The organism is Tannerella sp., from assembly GCF_030528505.1.
Taxonomy (GTDB): domain Bacteria; phylum Bacteroidota; class Bacteroidia; order Bacteroidales; family Tannerellaceae; genus Tannerella.
This window is the reverse complement of record NZ_JAUMYS010000004.1, coordinates 19922-45108: the sequence shown is the minus strand read 5'-3', so window position 1 is coordinate 45108 and position 25187 is coordinate 19922. Positions and strand designations below refer to the sequence as shown.

The following is a 25187-nucleotide window of genomic DNA, read 5'->3' as shown; positions in this document are numbered from 1 at the left end:
GTTATTTCGGTTCGGGCGAAAAAATCAGTCCTTCGAGCGCCTGCTCTCCGTCGGGGGTGACAAATGCGACGGTAAACATCCATTTTACGAGCCGCACTTCGGGAGTTGTAAACCTCCCGACGGGCAGTTTCAGAAACACGTGGTTCCAACCTTTGCGAAGGCGGACACGTACGGGCGCGCGTGCCACGCAATTCTCGTTACCCAGCATCATCTCGTTGCTTTTCCCGGTATGCGTAGCTGTCCAGACGGGCGGCGCGATTTCTTTACCGTTCAGACGGATGCTGCTTTGCCGATTATCCCATGTACCTTGACGAGGAGGCAAGTCGGGTTCCGAACGACTGTAGTTCTGGAACTCGATCCACATGCCTGCATCCTGCTCCTGCGGAGCGTAAACCCATGTATAGGCGTAAGCGGTATGATTTTCCTGCGGATGTTCGTAGAGCGCAGGCACCAAATCGCCCCATACATGGCGCAGGTAGATGCCCGAGCCTGTCACGGTACGCGTTCCGTACGTCTTACCCTTATATTCATACGTTGTTTGGATCTGTTCTTCGGGCGGAAACGCTTTCGAAAGATCACCTCCGTTCGGAAAAGCGTCCGTTACCGTCCATTTCACATGCGTTTGCTTGACGTAAGGGAACGGATACCCTTTAAAATGATGAGTTTTGTGCCAAAGCATCCGTCGTTCGAAATCGGCAAATGCTCGGAACGGTTCGGAATGTTCGTCGGGAAGGATAACGCCGTTCCGGTCGAAGTATTCCAGTCCCCCACCCCGCCACGCGCGTTCGGCTATGGCAAGCATGTTCGGATAAAAGCTGTTCTGAAGGATGATACTCCGTTCATCGGGCAGAACACGGTCGTTCCAGATGCCGAGGATGACGCCCGCGAGGTCTTTACTGTCGTGTTCTTCGTTATAAATACGGCTGTTGTACAGCGCAACGATATCTCCGAACGTATCGAAGTGATTCAGATAATGAAAGCGCGAATCAATGGCCGGTATGCCCGGCTGCGCTTTGCCGCGATAGCTCCAAAGTTGCGTCATGTCGATCTCGCCGGGCTGATATGTCCAACCCGGATTCCACGAAATGACTTTTTTACCCCGAGCACGGACAAAAGCGACCATTTCAGGCACAAAATGAGGATTTGTAAACTCGACCTCGTCCGTTCCGATATGCAGATACGGCACATCAAAGACTTCACACGCTTCATCAATCAGTGTCTTCAGGATATTCATGCCCTTTTCGCTCTGCATACTGCAACCAAAGGCGCGTTCAAAGGCTGCACTATGTCCGGGCATGTCGATTTCGGGGATGAGGGTCACGAAATGTTTCCGGCAGAAGTCGACCAGTTCGCGTGCTTCCTCTTGTGTGTAGTATTTTCCCGGCAAACGAGTCATCCGGGCGCTGTCGTTAAGTTCGGGGTAACGTTTGCTTTCGAGCCTCCACGCTTGATTCTCGGTGAGATGCCAATGAAACGTGTTGATTTTGTAACGGGACAACAGGACGATCTCCCGTTTCAGCTCTTCGAGCGAGATATACGACCGTCCGACGTCGTGCATCCATCCGCGGATACGGAAAGCAGGCCAATCGGTGATCCGGCAGCCGTGCACGCGTACGCCCCGTTCGGTGCGTTCCGTCAGTTGACGGAGTGTTTGCATCGCCCGATAGACTCCTTCCGGTGTTATCGCCTCGATGCGTATATGTTCCTGCGAAACATGCAGCGTATACGCTTCGTCTTTGTTGCGAAGCGCTTCGGGGATATCGGTTACCCAGCCTACTTCGAAGCGTCGCGAAGCGTTTGTCTTTTCTTTGACCTGCCATTCGTCCGCCCATTCCGTCACCATGCCTTTTATCTCTTCCGGTACCCGAAAATCGACTTCTTCACAAAGAAACATTTCGTCCGACCGGCTTATCTGTTGAGGCAAAGGGAGCAGTTCGCTCCTTACGGACAAGGCTACGAAAGCAAAAGCGGCCCAAAGAAAAGACAAACGATGCTTCATCGTATCAGGTCTTTGATTTTAACAGCCTGAAAGGTCATGTGCGCCACACTCGATTCGTAAAATATCCCGACGGTCTCACTGTCGATCATCGACAGACACGAGTATCCCCAGCCTTCTTCTTCGTCGAGAAGTACCTGATGCGCGGGCAACCACGTAACGCCTCCGTCGAGACTCGCCTTGATGGTGATGTGATGGCGCCCTTTCGTCGTGTTGGGATTCGAGAAGAGCAAGAGGTCTTTGCCGGTGACGTTGTCTTTCGCTTTGATGCTAATCAAACTTGCCATGCAAATCGATTCCGGCAGGGCGCTGCGGTTCGACGAGTGTTCCGTCCAACTTTTCCCCAAGTCGCGCGTCGTACTGACGGCACGGCTTCCTCCGCGATTATCGCGCATGTTCAGCATCAGTACACCGGGCTCCAGCTCGGCCACTTGCGCCTCCGTGGTGTTGGTACGCGCCGGTTGATGGATATGCCACGTTTCCCCACGGTCTTTGCTGTACATAATGCCTGCGTGAGGGACACGTACGGAGTCGATAAACTGAATCGGGAAGACCAGTGTGCCGTCCTGCATCGTGATTCCCCTTCCCGGCCCTTGCAGCAGGAAGCACCACGAAGGATCTTTCACCTGCGACGTGATATTGATCGGTTTGCTCCATGTTCGGCCGTCGTCCGTACTTTTCACCATCATCAGTTGGGCTGTTTCATCGGGTGTCATTCCGGGCATGGAATTCGTCCATGCGCGCGCATTGCCCATTCCGTTCGTCCATGCCGCAACCACCCAGACGGTGTTCGTGCGTTCATCGACAAGGATGGACGGATCGCCGACTCCATTCTGTCCCGACGGCAGTCCGTCGGCCTCGCCGAACGACATGGCTATACGCATCGGCTCCCATGTCTGCCCTTTGTCGGTGCTGCGGCTCAGCCCCACGTCGACATGCTCCTGCAAATCGGCACTGTTATTGTAACGTACATCATAGACTCCGAGCAATGTTCCTTGGCTCGTGGTCACTAACCCGGGGATACGGTAAGCGGCCGATCCGTCGTCGCCCGCATGGCGTACTCCGATTCCCATACGACGCACAGCGGCCGGTTCGCCGGCAATAACGGCCGGTTTATCGTTGATAACGGCCTCCGTCACCGTCGGGGTGAGCTTCGACAGCAGTGAAGTCTTTCGATCCATCTCCACACTCACCCAAAAATAGTTGATGCCTTTGACCATTGGCTGACGTGTTTTCAGCGTCAGCGTATTTGCGACGGTCGTCACTTCGTCCTGCCGCACAGAATAGGACGGATTGGCCGATCGTGTGTTACGGATATTGTGCGAAGAAACATACGTCACCGGTGCGAAATGGGAGCCGCCTTTTGTGGGCGCTTCCGTCCCGGCATAAAACAGACGAACGGCTTTTACCTCCGTCAGTTTGTCTTCGTTGCCGAAGCGTATGGTCAAGCGGTTCAACACATCGCCTTTCGTCGCGTCAGGAATGCGGATACGGAACAGCACATTGTCCGTCCGGTCGATCAGGATCGGAATCTGCGGGTTTTGTACATACACACTATCCGCCGCTCCTAACGTCTGCATCGATGCAAACAATCCAACGATCCAAAAAAACTTTTTCATACGATTGCGTTTTATCATTTAAAAGCCCAAAGAAAGGCATATTTTTTCGAATCGCACTTCCTTTGGGCTTGTTATTTATTCATTATTCATATCCCGGCGTCTGCTTGAGGAGGGGATTGATGTTCATCGTATTGATGTCGAGAGGCCAGAGCAGTTTGTGCTTTTCGGATACACTGATAAGCGGACTGCCGGCGGGATAATTGGCCGTTGCAGAGAAAGCCAGTGAGTTTTTCGAAGCATCCTGCATGCGTACGACGTCGAACCAACGCTTGCCTTCCCATACGAACTCTTTATCGCGCTCATGCAAAATAGCCAGTTCATTGGTGGCAAAATCGCTTTCCTTATACGAATGTTCTTCGTAATGGTTACCATAAGCGCGTTTACGCACCTGATTGATATAATCGGCACACGGCTCTCCCAACGCATTGCTCACTTCCGCCATCATCAGTAATGCATCGGCATAACGATAGACGATAACGTCGGCATCGTAGACACGATTGTTATTTTCATTGATCGAACCAACGCCTTTCTTCATCACACATCCGAAAGTGGCAGGAGTCTGTTCCGGTTTATTGTAATATTCGAGGAATGTAGCATCACGACGAGTATCGTTCGTATGGTATGAAGACCAGAAATCGTACGTGTATTCGCTACGAAATACTCCGCCTGTACCTTTCAGATTAAGTGTATCTTTTTCAATCTTCTTTCCGTTACGGCCGTATACCTGATTGATAAACACGGCATCCTGATAAAGAAATGTCCCTGCAGCATTTGTCGCTTCGCGATCGGCAAAATGCAGCGTAAAAATAACTTCCTTGTTATTACGGTTACTTGTACTGAAAATGCTTCCGAAGTCTTTCAGGAGTTCGAATTTACCGACGATTTCATTCAGTGCCGTTTTCGCGACTTTCAGATCGTCCGTACCGGTAGCCGTATATCCATGGATGGATACTTTGGCCGCCCATAAATAGATTTCGGCTTTGAGCATCAAGGTAGCGGCCTTCGACCACATCATCTTCGGATCGTTGTTGCTTACCGTCTTACCGGCATAATATTCTTCCGATTTCAGGATGTCTTTCTTGATGAACTCCATCGTAGCCTGCGGCGTAGCCCGTTCGACATAGAATTTCTCGGCTGTTGCCTTTCCGTTGAGGATTTCGGTTTCCGTAACGATCGGCACACCGCCATACGTCTTATAGAGCATAAAATAGTACAGTGCTCTGAACCCGTAAGCCTGTGCCAGCAGATTTTTACGGTTCTCGTCGCTCAAAAACGTACATTTGTTTTCGACCTGATCGATAAAATGGTTCACATGAAAGATATTGCTGTAAAGCCCATACCAATTGATGATACCTGTGCGATCCTTATCGAGTAGATTAGATCGTTCGTTGGCATAGTCGAGACTGGTGTTCAATGACGAAGTGCCTACACGCTGGGTACCTCCCCGCATTTCGCCCAGATGATAGAACATGAAATAGCTGTTTCTCAAGTTTCCGTGCAAGCCAATAAGTGCACCGTTCACCTGCGCTTCGTTTTTCCAAAAATTTCCGCTTCCGAAATAATCTTCGGGAGCCAGATTCAATGAATCGCACGACATGAAAACAACGATGGAAGCGATCCATAAGACGATATGATTGACTATCTTTTTCATATGCTATATATTGTATATTCGTTAATTATATTAAAAAGTTAAATTAAGCCCGAAAATAACCGTACGTGGCAACGGATAGCCGCCGTTATTGTTCGCTTTTTCGGGAGAGAAGAGGTGTTTGGCCTGCGTCAGATACCCTAAGTTCTGTCCGGTCACGGAGAGTTCTACGGCATTGAGTCGAGCTTTCTGAATCCATAACGACGGTAACTTGTAAGCTAGTGTCAATTCGCGTAAAGCGAGATAATCGCCCTTGTATACGAACATGGATGTAGTGCGTGCATAATTGCGTTTACCCAACTGGTCGGCCCAGACGTATTTCGGATAAGCAGCATTCGGGTTATCGGGAGTCCAAGTATCTTTCGTCTCGGCAATCGTATTAAAGGTTCCCTGTGCGGCTCCCATAAACCAAGGTGTTTTCCAGTCGATCGCTTTGAATCCCAAGGCATAGTCCATACGTGCAGAGAGGGTCAAGCTCTTCCAGCTCAAAGATGTGCTGATCCCTCCGGTCCATTTCGGTACCGTATTTCCGATCTTCACCATGTCGAAGTTATCGATCACCCCGTCGCCGTTGACATCTTTCCATTTGACATCGCCCGGTTGAATGGGAAGCGCGTTCTTTTTCTGCGATTCCGACAATTTATTATATCCTTCGGTGCCTCCGTAAAGCGGGCGTCCTGTCGAGCCGAACCCTCCGGATGTGATATCGATCAGTCCCTGCGGAATTTCGTCCTGCGAACGATAGATTCCTTCGGCCATAAAGACGTAAAGATCATTCGGGCGCTGACCTTCCTGATAACCGCCGACCCACATCTTCTCATCGCCATTGCCGGTATATACCTGAAAAGCATTCTGGCGATTACGCTCAAGGCCGTTATCCGGAAGCTGTATCACTTTATTCGTATTCATGGCTCCGTTCCAGTTTACGTTCCATTTCCAGTCTTTGCTGTCGATAATGCGGAAAGCCAACTCAAATTCAAGTCCCTGATTCTGAAATTTACCGTTATTGGATACGACCGATCGAACCCCCGATGTAGATGGAATCGTGATATTGGCATATTTATCAGTTGTCAGACGATTATAATACGTCAGGTTCGCGTTGATGCGGTTTTCAAGGAATCCAAGATCGAGCCCGACTTCGAATGTGCGCGACTTCTCCCATAACAAGTAAGGGTTGGGAATCGATCCCAACAAGAATCCGGTAGAGCCGTTGTATGTCAGACTTCCATACGATCCCTGTACAGTATAGTTGCCCACAAAGTTTTTATTTACATTTCCGTTCAATCCGAAACTGGCACGCAGTTTACCGAACGAGAGGATATCGGCTGTGCTGGCCATGAACTCTTCTTTGTTAAATACCCATCCGGCCGAGACTCCCGGAAAGATTCCCCACCGATTTTCTTCGGCCAACTTCGAATAACCGTCTTTTCGCATGACGACCGAAAGCAGGTATTTGCTTTGATAGTCGTAATTCACGCGTCCGAAGAACGACATAATGCGCTGACGTGAATGCCACGAATCGATACTCCGCTGATTTTCTTTTTTCGAAGTCAGTCCCAAATCCATAAAATCATCTGTCGGCGCTCCGGAGCCGGCCGCATTGAACCCCTTCTCATACGAATCATAATATTCAAAACCTGCCATTGCATCGAGGTAATGATCTTTGTTAATCTGACGCTTATAATTCAAGATGGCATTGTAGGTCTGATCCAATGTACGTTTATAAGAAGCAAACGTGTTGCGTGCCGTGTTCATATTACCCGGCGAACGGAGATAGTCCTTGTTGAATGACTCATACTTCTCTTCCGAGAAATACCAGATTGTTCCGAGTTTAAGCGAGAGACCTTTCATCAAGTCAAGTGTAAACGACTGATTGATGGTAAACTTATCGGTATTGTTATCACGGATAAACTGTTTAAAGTTATACCGCTGGTTTCCGTCGCCTGCATTCGGTCCGAGCAACATTTCGCCTTTCGCATTGTATCCCCGAAATGTAGGAGGCACGGAGAATACTCGCGAGAAGTAATTCGCTTCATCCGCCTGCGAGGGAGGCAAACCGTACCAGGTAGCATCGGCAAAAGCAAAACTTGAGTTCGAAGTCAGCCATTCTTTTAGTTTATAGTCGGCATTCAACGTGAACGTAATCCGCTTATACCAGTTGCCATAGGCCGTTCCGTCACTCTTATTATACCCTAAGCCCGCGTAGTAGTTTCCTTTATCGTTTCCGCCGTTTACACTCAAGTTATAATCCTGTGAATAGGCCGGAGATTGAATGTTGAATTCATCCATAAACGTATTTTTATAGATGATCTTGTCACCATATACCGGATCGGTCATTGTTTGCCATCCCTGATCGAGCAAGAAAGCGAGTTTGTCGTTATATTTCATCGGGCTCCATACAGCCGTTGCATGCTTGTTGCCATCTAAGGGAGTCACTCCATCTTTGTCGAAATAAGCGTTTCCTGTTCCATAAGGTGTGGCACCCGTCAAACTCCCCAAACTGGACCAAGACTTGACTTTTGTGCCGTCCGGATTCTTCAATTCATCCATATAAGCGTTCTTGTAAGCCGAACGCATCCAAAACAAGTACTGACCGGCATCGAGAAATTGATATGAATCATGAAAATAGTTCATCCCGAACTTGGCTTTCAGATTCACCTCGGCACGGCCGCTTTTTCCTCGCTTGGTGGTTACCAGAATAACCCCGTCGTTAGCACGCGCCCCGTAGATAGCTGTTGCACCGGCATCTTTCAACACTTCCATCGACTCAATATCGTCGGGATTGATATCGCTTAATGAGCTGCGCACCTGTCCATCGATCAGAATCAAAGGCGATCCCGAACCGTCAAAGTTCGTTCCTCCACGAAGCACCAGAGTTGGAGCAGCTCCGGGATTTCCTGAAGTCTGACTGACGGACAAACCGGCTACCGCACCCGACAAGGCTTGTGCCGGATTTGAAAACAACCCTTGACTTAACGTCTCCTCCTTCACTTTTGAAATAGAGTTGGTGACTTTGGAACGTAGCTGCCGTCCGCCATAGCCTGTCACGACAACTTCGCTTAGTTGGGCTACATCTTCTTTCAATACGACGTCGATCTTCGTTTTTCCTGCCACCGAAATCTCCTGTGAAGCATACCCAATGTAAGAAAAAACAAGAACGGCATTCGAAGCAGTCGATAAGGAATAATTCCCGTCAATATCCGTAACCGTTCCGTTCCTCGTACCTTTCTCCACAACAGAAGCACCAATCACCGGTTCACCCAATTGATCAGTAACTGTACCTGAAACATTTTTGTTTTGTTGAGAGACACTCATCTCACTCATGCCAAAGTCACTTTTGGCATGCACTCCATTGGGATGTAGAGATATTAATAAAAATACCCCCCCCATTACAACATTTTTTAACACACTTTCCATAAGTTTGAATATTTATTAATTAATAGAGGTATTTATTCTTCACTTCTTGTCTGCGGTCTGAGGACGCAGGAAGAATAGTTGTATGACGAGAGCGACAGCAACAACGACTGCCAGCATCGCGAAGTCTTTTCCGAGGTTGCCGGCATCGGTCGACCTTCCCAGAATATTCGTAATCACCGCACCGGCAAATACTCCTGTCATGTTCATGACTCCGTAGGCAGTGGCACGGTATTTCGACGAAATAAACTGACACAGAATGGGCATGTTATTCGCATCGAACATGCCGTAGCCAATACCGAAACACAATCCTCCCCCGATAATCGTCGTCAGGTTGTGGCCGAAACCAAGTAACAGCAGTGACGGAATCATCAGTGCCAGCCCGATTGCTCCCGTATAGATGCGTCCCCGGAGGTTGCGCTGTATCCATCGGTCGGAAAGGATTCCTCCGGCAATCACTCCGATGAACGACGACACGGCAATGACGATCGTCGATAACGGTCCGGCCTGCGTCATGTCGATGGACAGGTTTTCGGAGAAAAGCGTTGGAAGCCAGTTCTTCGTCGCCCATCCCGGGAGGCTCGGTGTTGCAAAATAGAGCAAAATGACCCAAAACGAAATATTACCAGCCAGCATACCAAAGCCTTTCAACGCTGATTTTAGGGTTTCGCCCAGCGAGGTAGGTTTCGGAGTGCTTACCGGCGCCTCGCTCTTTTTGTCTTTCAGGAAAAGAATCAACACGATACTGTATATCATACCGATCCATCCGAAGCTCTGGAAAGTTACATGCCAACTGAAAGCACTGGAAATCGTTGCCCCAAAGCCACCCAGTGCCTGCCCGACATACAACCCCGTCATGTGGATGCCGACAGCGAGCGAACGTGTTTTCTCGCGATGATAGTCGGTAATCAGCGACAACCCCGCAGGGATATAGAGCGCTTCGCTGACTCCCATCAATGCACGCAGCCAGTAAACCTGTTCGAAAGTGCTACAGAAGCCCATCATCAGCGTAACAAACGACCAAACAAAAAGACTCCCGACAATCAACCATTTACGATTCACACGGTCGGCAATCATGCCGGCTACCGGACTCATAAAGCCGTAGATCCAAAGGAAAACGGCCATCAGTCGCCCGAAGTTTGCAGCCGATTCCAGCTCGGCAATATCGATCATCATCGCATCTCTCATGGTCGAGAGCATCTGCCGATCCAGATAGTTCAGCAACGCCACGACCCACAAGAGAGCTACAACGATCCAAGGGTAATATTTTGAGTTTTTCATCATCATCAGATTTTAATCGATCATTTAAGCCATGAGTTCACGACACAAGAGATGCGCCTTGATCATCATGCGCGGAATATGGAACGGCCCTTTGAAGAGATTTCCTTTAGCGGGCTGCGCCACGGTTCCGTCGCGATGCAGGTAGCCGTACCATTCACCGTATTGACTGTCGGGGAAGCGGGCATACATGTATTCGTTCACCTGACGGTGCATCTCCAGATATTTTTCATCGCCGGTAGCCTGATAAGCGTAAAGTGCGGCGATTACCGTCTCGGTCTGCGGCCACCAGAACTTCATATCCTGCGAATAGTCCTGCGCCGGGAACTTGCGACAGTCACGGAAATTGATGATACCGCCGAATTCCGTGTCCCATCCCCACTCCCACGACCAGTCGAGAATGGTCAGCGCCGTTTCAAGTAACGCCTTATCCCCGTTTCTGAACGCAGCTTCTTCCATCAGAAACCATGCCGTTTCGATGCAATGTCCCGGATTGATTAACCGGCCTGCCGACGTGTCGATAAACTCACCGTTAGGGCCTACCGTCTCAAGCAGCGCACGATATTCGGGATGCATAAAATGCTGACGAATCTCGTCGATCGACTCATCGATCTGCTGTGTCAGCACCTCATCGTGGATGGCAGCTCGAATACGTGATGCCGTATTGATCAGAATCATACAGAGCGAGTGCCCTTTCGCCTGAAAAGCCGGCAGGTATTTGGGCTCCGTCAAGCCCGGTGTATTCTTATATTTAAGGATCAATTTAAACAGAGCCAGGGCTTTTTCGGCATACGTCCTATCGCCCGAAGCAATCGCATATTCCGACATGGCAATCGCCGCAAACGATTCGGAGAAAAGATAACGACGCTTACGCAAAGGCGTACCGTCGGCAGTGACTTCAAAATACATCCGTCCGTCGCTATCGGTACAGTATCTTTCAATAAAATCAATACCTGATTTCGACAAGGCTAACCATTCTTCGTTACGCTCGATATGGTTATACGCATACGCCAGCACAAACGCGAAGCGCCCCTGAAACCAAACCGATTTTGTCGGGTCATACAACATTCCGTCCCGATCGACACACGTGTAATAGCCTCCGTTAACGCGATCCACCCCATATTTTATCCAGAACGGAAAAATATCCGTCAATAAATCATTTTTATATTTTTCAGCCCAGTAACCTAAATACTCCTTGATATTCATATCCATTTTATTTATTACATCTTTCAAAAAATCCGATTGCTTCGAGCTCTTTTTTCATCGAAGCTTCTTCGGCATCGGTCATATTACGGAAAGGGGTACGGTTTTTCCCGAGATCAAGTCCGATCAACTTCATGATTCGCTTTCCTCCGACAATATTTCCACGATAATTGCAAATCACATTGATGACCTCCTGCGAAAAATTCTGCCGTTCGCGCGCCGTTTCCAGATCGCCGGCTCCCCATGCTTCGATGATTCCGACCAGTTCGCGGCCGTTATAGTTCGTTGTGCCGCCGATTCCGCCTTGTGCTCCTCCCATAGCCAGACACGGAAGAATCGTCTCGTCCTGCCCGTGCAACATATCGAACTTGCCGTTCTTGTAGAGACGACACTGGTTGTATTCATACAGGCTCTCATATGTATATTTAATACCGGCGAAGTTGGGGATACGTCCGTCTATCGTTTGCAAAAACTCGACCATCGACAGGTAAGCACCGTTGAAAGCCGGTATATGATAATAATAGAAGGGAAGTTCGGGTGCGGCGCTCGCAATCTCTTCACAATATTGTACCAATTCTTCCACACGCGCCACTTTGGGAAACGGCGACGCCATCGCACCTGTCCCCCATGCCCCGATCTCCTGAGCATGAGCAGCCAGACGCCGGCTCGATTTCACACACGTGCTCCCCACATGAACAATTACTTTAAAACCCGACGGAACAACCGAAACCCATTTTTCGGCCAGTTTCATCCGTTCGTCCTCTGTCAGCATGTAGCCTTCGCCAGACGAACCGTTAATAAAAACACCTTTTAACCCGTTACGCGCCAACAAATCCGCATATGCTGCTATCGGAGCATAATTCACCTCGCCTTTTTCGTCGAACGGCGTAAACGGAGCATCGATCAAACCTTTTATTTTTTTCATCTTTTTTCTTTATCTATGAAACATTGCCCAAAAAATTATTTTACGGCGCAAAGATAAATAAAATTATTATTTTAAAAACAAGATATTATTAAATTAATTTACAAACCACTCTATAACCTATAAAATCATCGTGTCTGAAGCCTCTTCTCCGCATTTTCTTCCATTTCGAAAAAAGTAACTCAGATTGTCTCCACCTTTATTCCTCCTCTTCTTTTTTTAGCATCGTCGGATATATAGAGCATCGTTTCTTCCGTATAGCTATTCTTTTTTACATACGATTCAGAATAAGGTTTATCCCCATCTTTCAAACGAAAGACAAACGTTACGAACAAAAACAAATCTTTCCTTTTTAGCCCGCCAACAATAGAAAAATTTCCACCAATCGCTTGCAGGTGCAAAAAAATCATTATCTTTGCAGCGCATTAAAAAAGATGCACTATAATGGTGAATGTAGCTCAGCTGGTTAGAGCATCGGATTGTGGTTCCGGGGGTCGTGGGTTCGAGTCCCATCTTTCACCCATCAAGGAATAAGAAAGAGGTTTTCGGAAAAACCGAAAATCTCTTTCTTTTTTATAGCTGTTCATACTCAAGCTCTAAGATTTCGACCCAACACAAAAATCGGATAAAAAGGTTAGAGAATAAATTATCGATTCATTTTAAATATAGGCGTCTTTGTAACATTGATCACGGTGAAACGAAACAAACGCTGAAAAGGCTCTTTTCAAAAGTATACATTATTTTAAAGCGTTCTCTCTATGGGTAGCATAAGAGTCGCATTTTTTATGTAAGTTTGCAGGCCTATTGAAGATGTCCGACGATGGAAGAAGAGTTTGATATACATAAGGCCGGAAATAAAATGCCGGAAACAGAGCGAGAATACGAGAACGCTCTGCGTCCGCTGTCGTTCGAGAGTTTCAGCGGTCAGCCCGAAGTAGTCGAGAATCTGAAAGTTTTCGTAGCGGCTGCCCGTATGCGTCAGGAGGCGCTAGATCATGTATTGTTACACGGCCCTCCCGGATTAGGCAAAACGACGCTTTCGAACATCATCTCCAATGAGCTGGATGTAGGTTTTAAAGTAACCTCCGGCCCGGTTCTCGACAAACCGGGCGACTTAGCCGGCTTGCTCACTTCGCTCGAAAAGAATGACGTGCTTTTCATTGATGAGATTCACCGGCTCAGCCCTATAGTAGAGGAATATCTCTACTCGGCGATGGAAGATTACCGGATTGATATCTTGATCGACAAAGGGCCAAGCGCCCGCTCGATTCAGATCGACCTTGCTCCGTTCACGCTTATAGGGGCAACGACACGCAGCGGTCTGCTGACAGGGCCGCTACGCGCCCGTTTCGGCATTAATCTGCACCTCGAATATTACGATACGGAGACTCTGACGAAGATTATCCTTCGCAGCGCGGGTATCCTGAACATCGGCTGCGCCGTTGATGCCGCACGAGAGATTGCGAGTCGCAGCCGCGGTACCCCCCGTATTGCCAATGCCTTATTGCGACGCGTACGCGACTTTGCTCAGGTAAAAGGCACCGGAAAAATCGATAAAGCCATCGCATGTTATGCCTTGGAAGCTTTACATATCGACCGTTACGGACTCGACCAGATCGACAATAAAATACTCAATCTTCTGATCGATAAGTTTCATGGTGGACCCGTCGGGTTGACCACGATCGCTACGGCGTTGAGCGAAGACCCGGGTACGCTCGAAGAAGTTTACGAGCCGTTCCTCATTCAGGAGGGATTCCTCAAACGTACGCCGCGTGGCCGCGAGGTGACGGCACTTGCCTACGAACATCTGGGAAAAACGATTGCGGGACGTTCCGGAGATTTATTTCAATAAGCGGCATGGCGGGAGGGATGAAACGTCTGGCGAAGGAAACTGCCATCTACGGGTTGAGCAGCATGATCGGGAGATTCCTGAACTGGATGCTTGTGCCCATGTACACGCGCGTGTTGACCGACACGGGTGAATACGGGATCGTCACGAACCTCTACGGATGGACCGCCCTGCTTCTCATTATCCTTACCGGAGGGATGGAAACAGGTTTTTTCCGTTTCATCAACAAAGCCGACGAACGCGAGCCGATGCGCGTCTATGCATCCACGCTTGGTTTCGTCGGGAGCACTTCACTCCTGTTCACCCTCAGCATGTGGGTATTTCTTATGCCCGTAAGTGGTGCACTAGGCTACTCCACACATCCGGAATACATCGGTATGATGGCGGGCATCGTAGCCGTCGACTCTTTTTGTTGCATCCCGTTCGCCTACCTTCGTTACCGAAACAAAGCGATCCGGTTTGCAACGATCAAGCTGTTGAGCATTTTTCTGAATATTTTTCTGAACATCTTCTTTCTCGTTCTCTGTCCTCTTATCGACGCTTCGTATCCCGAATGGATCAGGTGGTTCTACCGTCCTGATTATGGGGTAGGCTACATCATCATCGCGAATGTCTTCACAACGGTTTTTACGTTTTTGATGCTGTTGCCCGATATGATGCCCGGCCTGCGTACCAAGCCGGATATGCAACGCCTAAGGAAGATGCTCGGCTATTCGTTTCCGATACTTATCCTCGGTATCGCGGGAATATTTAACCAGACCGCAGATAAAATTCTGTTTCCACTCCTGTTCGACGACAAAGCGTATGCCGATTCGCAGCTCGGTATTTACGGCGCCTGTTTTCGGATAGCGGTGGTAATGGTTATGTTCATTCAGGCGTTTCGTTACGCTTACGAACCGTTTATTTTTGCGAAACACAAAGACGTCGATAACAAAAAATCGTATGTTGAAGCGATGAAATATTTTATCATCTTTGCTTTAATCATTTTCCTCGGCGTAATGTTCTACCTTGATTTGCTGAAACATTTTGTAGGTGCGAAGTACTATGATGGTCTTCGTGTGATTCCCATCGTGATGCTCGGCGAGTTTTTTTTCGGTATCTATTTCAATCTCTCGATATGGTACAAGCTCACGGACCGTACGCAATGGGGTGCCGGCTTTTCCTTGGCCGGTTGCGCAATGACGGTGGCCATCATCGTGTTGTTCGTTCCGCAATATGGATTTATGGCCTGTGCATGGGCTTCATTCGCCAGTAACCTGCTGATGATGTTACTTTCTTACGCAGTCGGACAGAAATATTATCCTGTCGCTTACGACCTGCGCTCAGCATTTATTTATGCCGGTATGGCTGCCGGATGTTATTTCATTGCCATGTCACCGCCAATTGATTCCATCGCCTTACGCTTGTTATACCGGACAATGTGCTTCCTTATTTTTATAGGAATCGTTGCCAGACGAGACTTGCCGTTGGCCGAACTCCCTTATATTAATCGATATTTTAGTCATATAAAAAAAATCAAATAATGGAAAATACTTTATACCAACAGATTAAAACTTATCTAATCCGTCATTTCGATGTACGACAAGAAAAAGAAGATGAAATAGACACGATTGAGTCTTTGAAAAAAGGAGTCGAGTTCAGGGGTACCAATCTATGGGTTTTGATTTTTGCCGTGTTCATTGCGTCCTTGGGGCTGAACACGAATTCGACGGCCGTCATCATCGGTGCGATGCTTATCTCACCCCTTATGGGGCCGATTATGGGATTTGGGCTAGGGCTGGGTATCACCGACTTCGATCTGGTCAAGCGCTCACTTCGTCACTACCTGACGGCAACGGCTTTCAGTGTGGCTACTTCAACCGTTTTTTTCCTCATCTCGCCCATCAGCGAAGCACAAAGCGAATTACTGGCGCGTACTTCCCCAAGTATTTACGATGTTCTGATCGCGTTCTTCGGAGGGCTTGCCGGCATCGTAGCCAGTTCCACGAAATCGAAAGGTAACGTGATTCCCGGTGTGGCGATTGCAACGGCATTGATGCCTCCTCTCTGTACAGCCGGGTTCGGACTGGCAAGCGGCAACTTAAGTTATTTCTTCGGCGCTTTTTACCTCTATTTTATCAATACGGTTTTTATCAGCGTAGCAACGTATATTGTTGTGCGCGTACTGAAATACCCTCGCAAGTCGTTTGTCGATAAGAAGCGGGAAAAAACCGTACGACGGTATATGACGATCATTGTCATTTGCACGATTGTGCCAAGCATCTATCTAAGTTATCGTGTATTTGAAGCGACCTTTTTCGATCAGCAGGTCCGCAAGTTCATCAACGAAGAGCTACACTTCCCCAACACACAGATTCTAAACCGCACGGTGACCAATACGCGTGACAAGAAAGAAATCAAGGTGGTGTTGATCGGCCAAACCGTACCCGATATCATGATTTCAGCGGCTCAATTGAAAATGCCCGCTTACGGATTGAAAGGCATTGATCTTGTCGTGCAGCAGGGATTCGGAAATGAGGAGATCAACATTCACGAACTCAAAAACATGTTGATGCAAGACCTTTATACCAACAGCGAAGATTTGCTTCAGGCACAGGCTAAAGAAATCGATTCGCTGAAACATCATCTGGAACATTACAGGAAAACATCGGATATGGCACGTACCATCGTTCCCGAAATGCGGGTACTCTACCCTCATATCGAACGGCTTTCATGTACGCAGACCTATATCGTGGAAACGAATAAGGCAAAGCAGGATACGGTGCTGCTCGTTTATCTGAGAACGCAAAAGGAAATCGGGGCTGAGGAGCGGAAGCAGTTGCGGCAATGGCTCTCGGCTCGTACGAAAGAGAAAAATATCAAACTTATAATCGATAATAAATGAAACGAACAAACAAAATTTGGGTAGCAGTCGTACTGCTACTGGCAACAGTCGGACAAACATTGGCCGACGAAGGAATGTGGGTATTGAAAGAGTTGAACAAGGAAAACTTGACACGTATGCAGGAGCTGGGTCTTACGGTCCCCCTCGAAACGCTATACAGCGAAACGAATTCTTGTGTAGCCAACGCGGTTGTTATCTTCGGAGGTGGCTGTACGGGCATTACGGTTTCGGAGCAGGGCCTTATCTTTACGAATCATCATTGCGGCTACGGTGCGATCCAGAAGTTGAGCAGCGTAACGCACGATTACCTGAAAAACGGATTCATCTCCCACAGCCTGCAAGAGGAATTGCCTGTCGAAGGATTGAAGGTGCAGTACTTGAAGGAAACGGTTGATGTGAGCGGACGTATTTTATCGCATATCAAAGGGATAGACGATGAATTCAAGCGTATCACCAAGGCCGATTCGATCGGGCAGGCAATCTGCGACTCGATCGCAAAAGACAACTCATCGTTAAGTGCCAGAGTGATTCCGTTCTACAGCCGGAATAAATACTATCTGGTTGTCTATAACGTTTTCCGCGACGTGCGTTTAGCCTTTGCGCCCCCGTCTTCGCTCGGCAAATTCGGAGGCGACACGGATAACTGGATGTATCCACGTCATACATGCGACTTTTCCGCTTTCCGTGTCTACGCCGACGCCAACAATCAACCGGCCGAATACAGCGCGAGCAACCGCCCCTACAAGCCGGATTATGTAGCCGAGGTCTCGTTGCAGGGCTACGACGAAAAAGATTACGCCATGACGATCGGTTTCCCGGGTCGCACCAATCGTTACCTCAGTTCGTGGGGGGTACGGCAGCGTATCGAGGACAGCAACATACCCCGTATCGAGGTAAGAGGCATCAAGCAAGACATTTGGAAGAAAGCCATGTTGGCGAGTGATGCGGTGCGTATCAAATATGCCTCAAAATATGCGGGCAGTTCGAACTATTGGAAAAACTCGATCGGGATGAACCGCGGGTTAGCCCGTCTCAATGTAATTGAGCGGAAGAAGACGGAAGAAGCTGCTTTCGCGGCATGGGTGAATCAGACACCGGAGCGTATGGCGAAATATGGAGATGTGCTCAACCTGTTGGAAAAAGGTTACACCTCGTCGGCCGAATATCAGAAATATGCGACGTATTTAATGGAAGCGTTTGCCGGAGGTACGGAAATTATTCGTCTGGCACGGATCATCAACAGTGTGGATGTGGAAAAGAGTACGCCCGAAGAAATCGAAGAACGGCTGAATAACGATATCCGGGCATTCTACAAAGATTACGAACCGGCACTCGACCAACATGTATTGGCCGCCATGATGAAAATCGTGAAAGAGCGTGTACCCGCGTCGCTCTTGCCCGACATTTACCGCAAGGTAGACAAGAAATACAAGGGCGATTATGAGAAATATGCAGCCGATGTCTTCGCAAACACGGTATTGACTTCGTTCGATAAAGTCTCGGCCTTGCTGAAGAACAAAAAACAGTATGAAAAGACGATGAAGAAAGACCCGGCGGCCGTACTATCTCTGTCGGCGACGTTCGCGATGTACGAGGTACAGCAGCAACTGGCCGCATGGGACAACGACATCGACAAAGGCGAGCGCCTCTATCTGGCCGGATTGCAGGAAATGCATCCCGAGAAAAGCTTCTATTCCGATGCGAACTTTACTATGCGTATGAGCTACGGCTCGATCGGCGGATATCGTCCCTACGATGCGGGCTGGTACAACTTCTATACGACCGATAAGGGAATTCTCGAAAAAGAAGACCCGAAAAGCAGTGAATTTTGGGTACAACCGGAAATCCTGAATATGGTCAAAGCGCGTGACTTCGGCCCGTACGCAAACAAACAGGGCGAACTGCAATTGTGCTTCCTCTCGAACAACGACATCACGGGAGGTAACTCGGGAAGTCCCGTTTTCGATAAAAACGGACGTGTTATCGGACTGGCTTTCGACGGCAACTGGGAAGCCATGAGCGGCGACATCGCTTTCGAACCGGATTTGCAGCGTACTATCTGCGTCGATATCCGTTACGTGCTCTGGATGATCGATAAATGGGGAAAATGCCCTCGCTTGCTCGAAGAACTGAAATTAGTCAAATAACCGACGAACGGAATACATGTTTTTTTCGATCATTGTTCCTATATACAACCGCCCGGATGAAGCCCGGGAGCTACTGGAAAGCCTCGCCGTACAGACGTGCAACGACTTCGAACTGGTCTTGGTCGAAGACGGGTCTACTCGGCCCTGCACGGCCGAAGTCGAGGCTTTCCGGTCGAAACTGAGCATCAACTATATCGTCAAGGAAAACTCCGGACGTAGTGATACCCGCAATGTCGGGATGAGGCATGCGAAAGGGGATTATTTGATCTTCTTTGACTCGGACTGCATCATTCCTCCGGATTACTTCGAGACGGTTAAAAGCAACCTGACCGAAGATTATGCGGACTGCTTCGGCGGACCGGACAGGGAACATCCGTCATTTACGACCACGCAGAAAGCGATCAGTTACGCCATGACTTCTTTCTGGACGACCGGCGGCATACGCGGCGGAAAAACGAATATGGAGAAATTCAAGCCGCGTACGTTCAACATGGGATTTTCGAGGGCGGTTTATGAAAAGGTCGGCGGTTTCAAAGATATGTATGGGGAAGATATCGACCTCAGCATACGTATCCACAAAGCCGGTTTCGTCACGAAGCTCTACCACAACGCGTTTGTGTATCACAAGCGCCGCGGCGATTTGAAGAAGTTCTACAAACAGGTGCATATCTTCGGACAGGCACGCATCAACCTCTACAAGCTATATCCCGATTCGCTCAAGCCGGTGCATACGTTGCCGGCGCTGTTCGTCATCGGAAGTATTGTTGTGCTGTTGCTGGCCGTTTTTCTTTCACCATGGCTCCTGTTATTTCCTGCGGCTTACGTCTTGCTTTTATTCACCGATGCGCTGCTGAAAACGAGAAGCCTCCACATCGCGGGACTGTCGGTTGCCGCTTCGTTCATTCAGATTTTCGGTTATGGTCTCGGATTTATCCGTTCTTTTATTGATAAGATTATCCTGAGACACGGATTAGAAGATTTGGAAACGCTGAAAAGGGTTTATAAATAAAACAGAGCATATAAGATAGAAGCATTCTTCTGAAAGTGCATATCCCATCAATGCAAAAGAGGGTGTGTCAAAATGCAATTTGGGTACACCCTCTTTAGGTGTGTAAGAATGGGTAAAAAGCAAGGCGCTAAGGATGAGGGTGAGGGAGCATACTAAGGTATGTGACCGAGCTCTCATTCCGCAAGCAACGAAGCAGTTTGCCCGTTATGACACACCGCCTTTTTTATCTCTCTGACATCTTGTATTTTTATCGAGAATGGCTTAGCATGCCCTTTTTTGAATCACTTACCTGTATGATATTTGCTGGAAAGTACAACGATTTTCATATGTTTCTGATCAATCGGGATTTTTATCCCCGAAAGCATCAGGTAGTTATGGATTGCTCTGGTGTAGTAGCCCGTTGGATTTCCGTATCCATCGGTTGTGGCTGCCGCGTCCCTTTCCACCGGGACAACCAGAAGGCGAAGATCTTCATCCGGTTTCTCTTTTATGTGTACATTCAGCAAGCTGATGATATTCCGGAAATGATACGTCCGAGTAGTTGCGTTATAGCCATGTTCTCCAATTAGATTGTCTGTCGATAGAAACGTCGTCACATTATTTTCGAGGCTTCGATTCTCAAAAAATGTCCGTAGCGAGTCTTCCGGCATAAGCATCAGATGAGGCGGGGGAGACACCGCATACTTCCAGTTCTCCTGAGGCTCATACTTTAAGCTGAACATCAAACTGTTCGTAAAACGGTCTTTTATGGTTTTGGCAATTTCCCGGGTCGGAATCACTAAGCGGGGATAAATGCCGGCCGGCGTTTTAACAAACGCATATTGGTCGTTAGGCTCCAACAATTTTTCTTCGTCGGTATTCTGGAATCGGGTATGCTGTATTACTTCTTTCGTAACCTGAAACATGACGGAGTCACGAATCAGCGTGTCGTTCTTGCTGCTTTTCGGGCGTTGGTAATAGAAATACAACTGTGTATCAGATACGTCCAAAATATTTCCACTTCCATAATCGGTCATGATATATAATCCCGGGAAAAAGCGGTTGAATGCGTCCTGTGTAGCAAACGATGACGGGTTGTTGACCGTTTCGTTATAAAATCGGGCACCCAGTTCTTTCGGCAGTGCGATGTTTAACGAATATTTTGCTATTCTAATCTCTTTGCGCGTTTTCGGGTCTCTGGTTCCCGGTATTGAAAAAGAATCACTAAAACAACCGAATGCCGTATATACCTGTGTTCCCAATGCATTTTGCATATCGGAATAATCTGCAGGATTCAAGTTGGTATAATGATTCTTTTCCAGAGGTTTGTTGACGGCATACACCCTTGCCCGCATCAGTGCATGTCCGTCTCCTTTCCAAAAAGAGAAGCGAATCTTCAATTTGACCGAATCAATCACTCCTTTGTGAGGCTTATGAGGAAACTGATAATTCTCGGCACAATAAAACTGACACAGATAGTCCGATTTCAAATGTCCGTATAACGGGTCGTAAATCTCACCCAGCAAGCTCTTTGTTGTTTTAGCATAGAGCGAATCCCGCTTCACGGTGGAGGCCTTTATCTGAAACGTATCGATATAGACCGTATTACGATCACTTTGTGGTTGAATGGTAGAGCCGACCAATGTCAAGTCGTCGTTGCATCCACTAAAAAGTGAAATCCCTCCCAAAAGCAGGAAGGATACTGCATATTTTATTTTCATTTTATCTCTTTAAAATCGTATTGTAGAATTCGTTATACGCCTGAACATAATGTTCTGTGTCCTGATAGGGAAGAAAACGTTTCTTGCTTTGAGTAATAAATTCTCCTAACTTTTTATCCATTTTCGAGCTGCCCTGTATCACCCCGTCCGAAAACTGCACGGCTAATTTAGATAAGGAAAGATAATCGTTTTTTTCCAATATTTTCAAGTCCCTTGTCGCGGCGCCGTCTTGTTTCAGCTTTTTAGTCAAATCTTTGTTGAGGGTAGGTTTAAACGACTTATCGTAAACCGAGTACACTACTTTAGTTCGAGCAAAGCACGGATCGTCCGAATACATTCGTTTCAGATAGAGAGGAGCCAGGGCCGTAAACCAACCATGACAATGAATGATGTCGGGTATCCACCGAAGTTTTTTGATGGTCTCAAAGACTCCACGCACGTAAAAGATAGCGCGTTCGTCGTTATCCTTAAATCCGTTTCCTTTTTCGTCGGAAACCGTCGCTTTGCGTTGAAAGAAGTCTTCGTTGTCAATAAAATAGACCTGCATACGCGCTGACTGTATCGAAGCGACCTTGATAATCAGCGGATGATCGGTATCGTCAATGATCAGGTTCATTCCGGATAACCGGATGACTTCGTGCAGTTGATTACGGCGTTCGTTGATGCATCCGTATTTGGGCATGAACGTTCTGATTTCGCATCCTTGCTCCTGTATCCCCTGGGGGAGATGGCGACATACATTCGCTATCTCGGAATCCGGCAGATATGGTGAGATTTCTTGAGCGATAAACAATATTTTCTTAGCGTCCATTTTTTTGACTAAATAAAATCGAGTACAAAGGTAGTAAAAAAAAACGGTTCGTTCTAACAAATGACGAGATGAGATGTGGGAATAAAAGTTAGTACTTCCTCTGCGGCCGTTGTCCCAAGGAGATTTTAGACGTATCACCCACCCCCGGACGGACCCGGTGATACCATCGACTGTTCTCGTTTTACCGTTTTGCCTTAAACGCAAACAAGGTTTTACGACAACACCGTAAAACCCTGCTAAGAAACCTTTTGCATGCTGTGACCCCGGAGAGGCTCGAACTCTCGACCCAATGATTAAGAGTCATTTGCTCTACCAACTGAGCTACGGAGTCATATCATAGTAAAGTCTTTTCCGACTTAGCGAGTGCAAAAGTAGAAGTTATTTTGTTTTCTGCAAACCTTTTTGTCGCTTTTTTTATAAAAAACAGCCAATCAACTGTTTTCTAATCATTTTTTACACACAAGCAGTTATACGCTGTCTTCGGCGTGAAATCACGGGACGTTTTTTCTCCTCTTTCTTGTCCTCGTCTGGGGCGGAGCATCAATACCCGAACTCACACCGTATTCGCGACAATATTCGTTGATAATTTCCAGAAAACGATCGCCGTATTTCCGCGTCTTCACCTTTCCAAATCCTTTGACACCCATCAACTCCTCCGGTGTTTGAGGGAGCATGTTGCATAATTCGATCAATGTTTTCGTGGCGGCTACAAGATAAGCCGGCGCTCCGGTTTCTTCGCACAATTCTTTCCGTAAGGCAGCCAGCCTGCCAAAGAGCGTCTGATGCTCCGTTTCCGTTTTCAATTCTTTATGGGCTGCCGCATACGCATTGATGGAGCCGGAAGGAGCGGTAAATGTCGCTTTCAATTCGAAGTAACAGGCTATGGAAAATCCATCGCATATCCCGCCCATCAGATGTTTTTTATAAGCTAGACGAGTGAGGATCGTCGTGAGGGCATCGTTATAGTCACGCGCCGACGCACGGCTGTCGGTACGGGCGGGCGATTTCTCCCCGTCCGCGATAAGCGACGTCAGATGCGTAACGAAATAATTCGATGCAGCCTGGATGCGCTCGTTTGTCCGTTGTGTATCGGAAGTGTGAAGGAGGTATTGCAATTGTTTACGGAATGAGGTCATGACTTGATTCAGTCGGTCGGTCTGGTCCATCATCCGGCTGATAAAAGGCAGCGTTTCGTCATTAAAGGCGTCCTTCTCGTCGACGGTCTGTTCGTAAAGCCTGCGCATTTCATAAAGAATATCGCTGAGGTTGAATATCTCAAACAATACTTGCTCGTTGTAACGCTCTTTAAACAGAGCGATCTGTTCCCTTAGTTCGTTGGTCGAAGGTTTTTGCTGCACATAGCGGATAATGTGTCTGTCGACCTGCAAGGCCTGCGTATTGATGGGCGAAGAGAGGACGATGCCTTCGAGCGAGCGACAGCGACTAAGCGCCACATAAACCTGACCCGGAGCAAACGCGGCCTGCGCATCGATAACGACCCGATCGAACGTAAGTCCCTGACTTTTATGAATCGTAATAGCCCAGGCCAGTCGCAGCGGGTATTGCGTATAGCTGCCAAGCTTATGCTCTTCGATCTGGTTCGTCTCTTTGTTGACGGTGTAATGAATATTTTGCCATGTCTCCCGCTTGACCTCGATCGGTTCATCGTCAGGGTCTGCATTTACCCGGATATGTTCTTCATCGATATCGACAACCATTCCGATTTTTCCGTTATAGTAGCGGCGTGGCGTTTCCATATCGTTGGCGATGAACATCACACGGGCTCCTTTCTTTAACGTCAATCGTTCATCGTTCGGAAAACTTTTTTCCGGGAAATCGCCCTGTACTTGCGCATCAAAATAAAAACTTTCGCTGTCGATTTTGTCCAGTTCTTCGTAATTGATACGGTCGGCCTTGGCATTGTGCGTTGTCAGCGTAATGTAGCCGTCTTCATTCGAGGGGCGGAAGTTGACTATGTAACGACTGTTTAGCGATTGTTCGCCTGCTTTCGTCAAACAGTTGTTACGTACTTCATTCAGCAGGGAGATGAATTGTTCATTCGTTTGTCGGAAGATACGATCCAGTTCGATGAAAACGGGTGGCTGCTGCTGAACGACCTTGCTCTGAAAGAAATAAGGCCCTTCGTAGAACTGTGAAAGCAGTTGCCATTCTTCGTCCGGCACGACCGGAGAGAGCTGATACATATCACCGATATAAACAACCTGTACACCGCCGAACGGTTCGTTGGCACGATAACGAAAATGGCGCAACATGGCATCGACGGCATCGAGCAGATCGGCACGTACCATACTGATCTCGTCGATGACGAGCAGCTCAAGTTCTTGCAGGACTTTCCGGCGGACAGTCGTGAGTTTACTTTTCGCAATCAGGTTTTTCCGTCCCTGTGGGATCGGGGCGAACGGAGTGAAAGGCAGTTGAAAAAACGAATGGATCGTGACGCCTCCGGCGTTGATCGCCGCCACTCCCGTAGGGGCAACGACGGCCATCTGCTTCTGCGTACGCTCGCGGAGATGCTTCAGAAAAGTGGTTTTGCCGGTCCCGGCCTTACCGGTCAGAAAAACAGAACAAGCCGTATGTTCAACAAATTCTTCAGCTAAAGCGTAGATATCGACACACTGTGTCTGGTTCATTGCTTCCAATCGTATTTCTTCCTGTTGTCAATCATTCACCAGTCTTTTCGCCATCT

General features: G+C 48.0%; 15 protein-coding genes and 2 tRNA genes. 6 read left to right on the top strand and 11 right to left on the bottom strand.

Annotated elements, in window-relative coordinates; genetic code table 11:
• Position 1 precedes the first annotated feature (1 nt).
• From Q4A89_RS01280 to Q4A89_RS01250, 7 genes are all read right to left on the bottom strand, one after another.
• Positions 2-1999: a family 20 glycosylhydrolase gene (locus Q4A89_RS01280; RefSeq protein ID WP_303183133.1), complete on the bottom strand. Its 1998-nt coding sequence runs from the start codon at positions 1997-1999 to the stop codon at positions 2-4.
• Positions 1996-3615 carry a sialidase family protein gene (locus Q4A89_RS01275; protein ID WP_303183131.1) on the bottom strand — a complete coding sequence of 540 codons (1620 nt, stop codon included), beginning with the start codon at positions 3613-3615 and terminating at the stop codon, positions 1996-1998. The genes Q4A89_RS01280 and Q4A89_RS01275 overlap by 4 nt, the downstream gene beginning before the upstream one ends.
• Before the next feature lie 82 nt (positions 3616-3697).
• Positions 3698-5266, bottom strand: coding sequence for a RagB/SusD family nutrient uptake outer membrane protein (locus Q4A89_RS01270; RefSeq protein ID WP_303183129.1), 1569 nt, complete (start codon positions 5264-5266; stop codon positions 3698-3700).
• Between the two features lie 30 nt (positions 5267-5296).
• Entirely contained in the window at positions 5297-8587 is a 3291-nt protein-coding gene (locus Q4A89_RS01265) for a TonB-dependent receptor (protein WP_303183127.1), read from the bottom strand.
• Between the two features lie 132 nt (positions 8588-8719).
• Positions 8720-9958: an MFS transporter gene (locus Q4A89_RS01260; RefSeq protein WP_303183160.1), complete on the bottom strand. Its 1239-nt coding sequence runs from the start codon at positions 9956-9958 to the stop codon at positions 8720-8722.
• A 24-nt stretch (positions 9959-9982) separates the two neighbouring features.
• Positions 9983-11161, bottom strand: a complete 1179-nt coding sequence (locus tag Q4A89_RS01255) for an AGE family epimerase/isomerase (RefSeq protein WP_303183159.1) — start codon at positions 11159-11161, stop codon at positions 9983-9985.
• 7 nt (positions 11162-11168) lie between these two features.
• Positions 11169-12083 carry a dihydrodipicolinate synthase family protein gene (locus Q4A89_RS01250; protein WP_303183126.1) on the bottom strand — a complete coding sequence of 305 codons (915 nt, stop codon included), beginning with the start codon at positions 12081-12083 and terminating at the stop codon, positions 11169-11171.
• 443 nt (positions 12084-12526) lie between these two features.
• On the opposite strand from Q4A89_RS01250, the gene Q4A89_RS01245 reads away from it, so the two are divergent.
• From Q4A89_RS01245 to Q4A89_RS01220, 6 genes are all read left to right on the top strand, one after another.
• Positions 12527-12602, top strand: a tRNA-His gene (locus Q4A89_RS01245).
• Between the two features lie 298 nt (positions 12603-12900).
• Positions 12901-13932, top strand: coding sequence for a Holliday junction branch migration DNA helicase RuvB (gene ruvB / locus Q4A89_RS01240; RefSeq protein WP_303183124.1), 1032 nt, complete (start codon positions 12901-12903; stop codon positions 13930-13932).
• A gap of 5 nt (positions 13933-13937) precedes the next feature.
• Entirely contained in the window at positions 13938-15452 is a 1515-nt protein-coding gene (locus tag Q4A89_RS01235) for a lipopolysaccharide biosynthesis protein (RefSeq protein WP_303183122.1), read from the top strand.
• Positions 15452-16813 (top strand): TIGR00341 family protein, encoded by a 1362-nt coding sequence (locus Q4A89_RS01230; RefSeq protein WP_303183120.1) that lies wholly within the window; start codon positions 15452-15454, stop codon positions 16811-16813. The genes Q4A89_RS01235 and Q4A89_RS01230 overlap by 1 nt, the downstream gene beginning before the upstream one ends.
• Positions 16810-18960: a S46 family peptidase gene (locus Q4A89_RS01225; RefSeq protein ID WP_303183118.1), complete on the top strand. Its 2151-nt coding sequence runs from the start codon at positions 16810-16812 to the stop codon at positions 18958-18960. The genes Q4A89_RS01230 and Q4A89_RS01225 overlap by 4 nt, the downstream gene beginning before the upstream one ends.
• Positions 18961-18976: 16 nt before the next feature.
• Complete coding sequence (locus tag Q4A89_RS01220) at positions 18977-19969, top strand: glycosyltransferase family 2 protein (protein WP_303183116.1); 993 nt, start codon at positions 18977-18979, stop codon at positions 19967-19969.
• 281 nt (positions 19970-20250) lie between these two features.
• Here the strand turns inward: Q4A89_RS01220 and Q4A89_RS01215 are convergent, their stop codons facing one another.
• The 4 genes from Q4A89_RS01215 to Q4A89_RS01200 form a co-directional block, all read right to left on the bottom strand.
• On the bottom strand, positions 20251-21669 hold the full coding sequence (locus Q4A89_RS01215; RefSeq protein ID WP_303183115.1) for a DUF4270 domain-containing protein: 1419 nt from the start codon (positions 21667-21669) through the stop codon (positions 20251-20253).
• A gap of 1 nt (position 21670) precedes the next feature.
• Positions 21671-22480: a glycogen/starch synthase gene (locus tag Q4A89_RS01210; RefSeq protein WP_303183113.1), complete on the bottom strand. Its 810-nt coding sequence runs from the start codon at positions 22478-22480 to the stop codon at positions 21671-21673.
• A 258-nt stretch (positions 22481-22738) separates the two neighbouring features.
• Positions 22739-22811, bottom strand: a tRNA-Lys gene (locus tag Q4A89_RS01205).
• 160 nt (positions 22812-22971) lie between these two features.
• On the bottom strand, positions 22972-25131 hold the full coding sequence (locus Q4A89_RS01200; RefSeq protein WP_303183111.1) for an HRDC domain-containing protein: 2160 nt from the start codon (positions 25129-25131) through the stop codon (positions 22972-22974).
• Between the last annotated feature and the right edge of the window lie 56 nt (positions 25132-25187).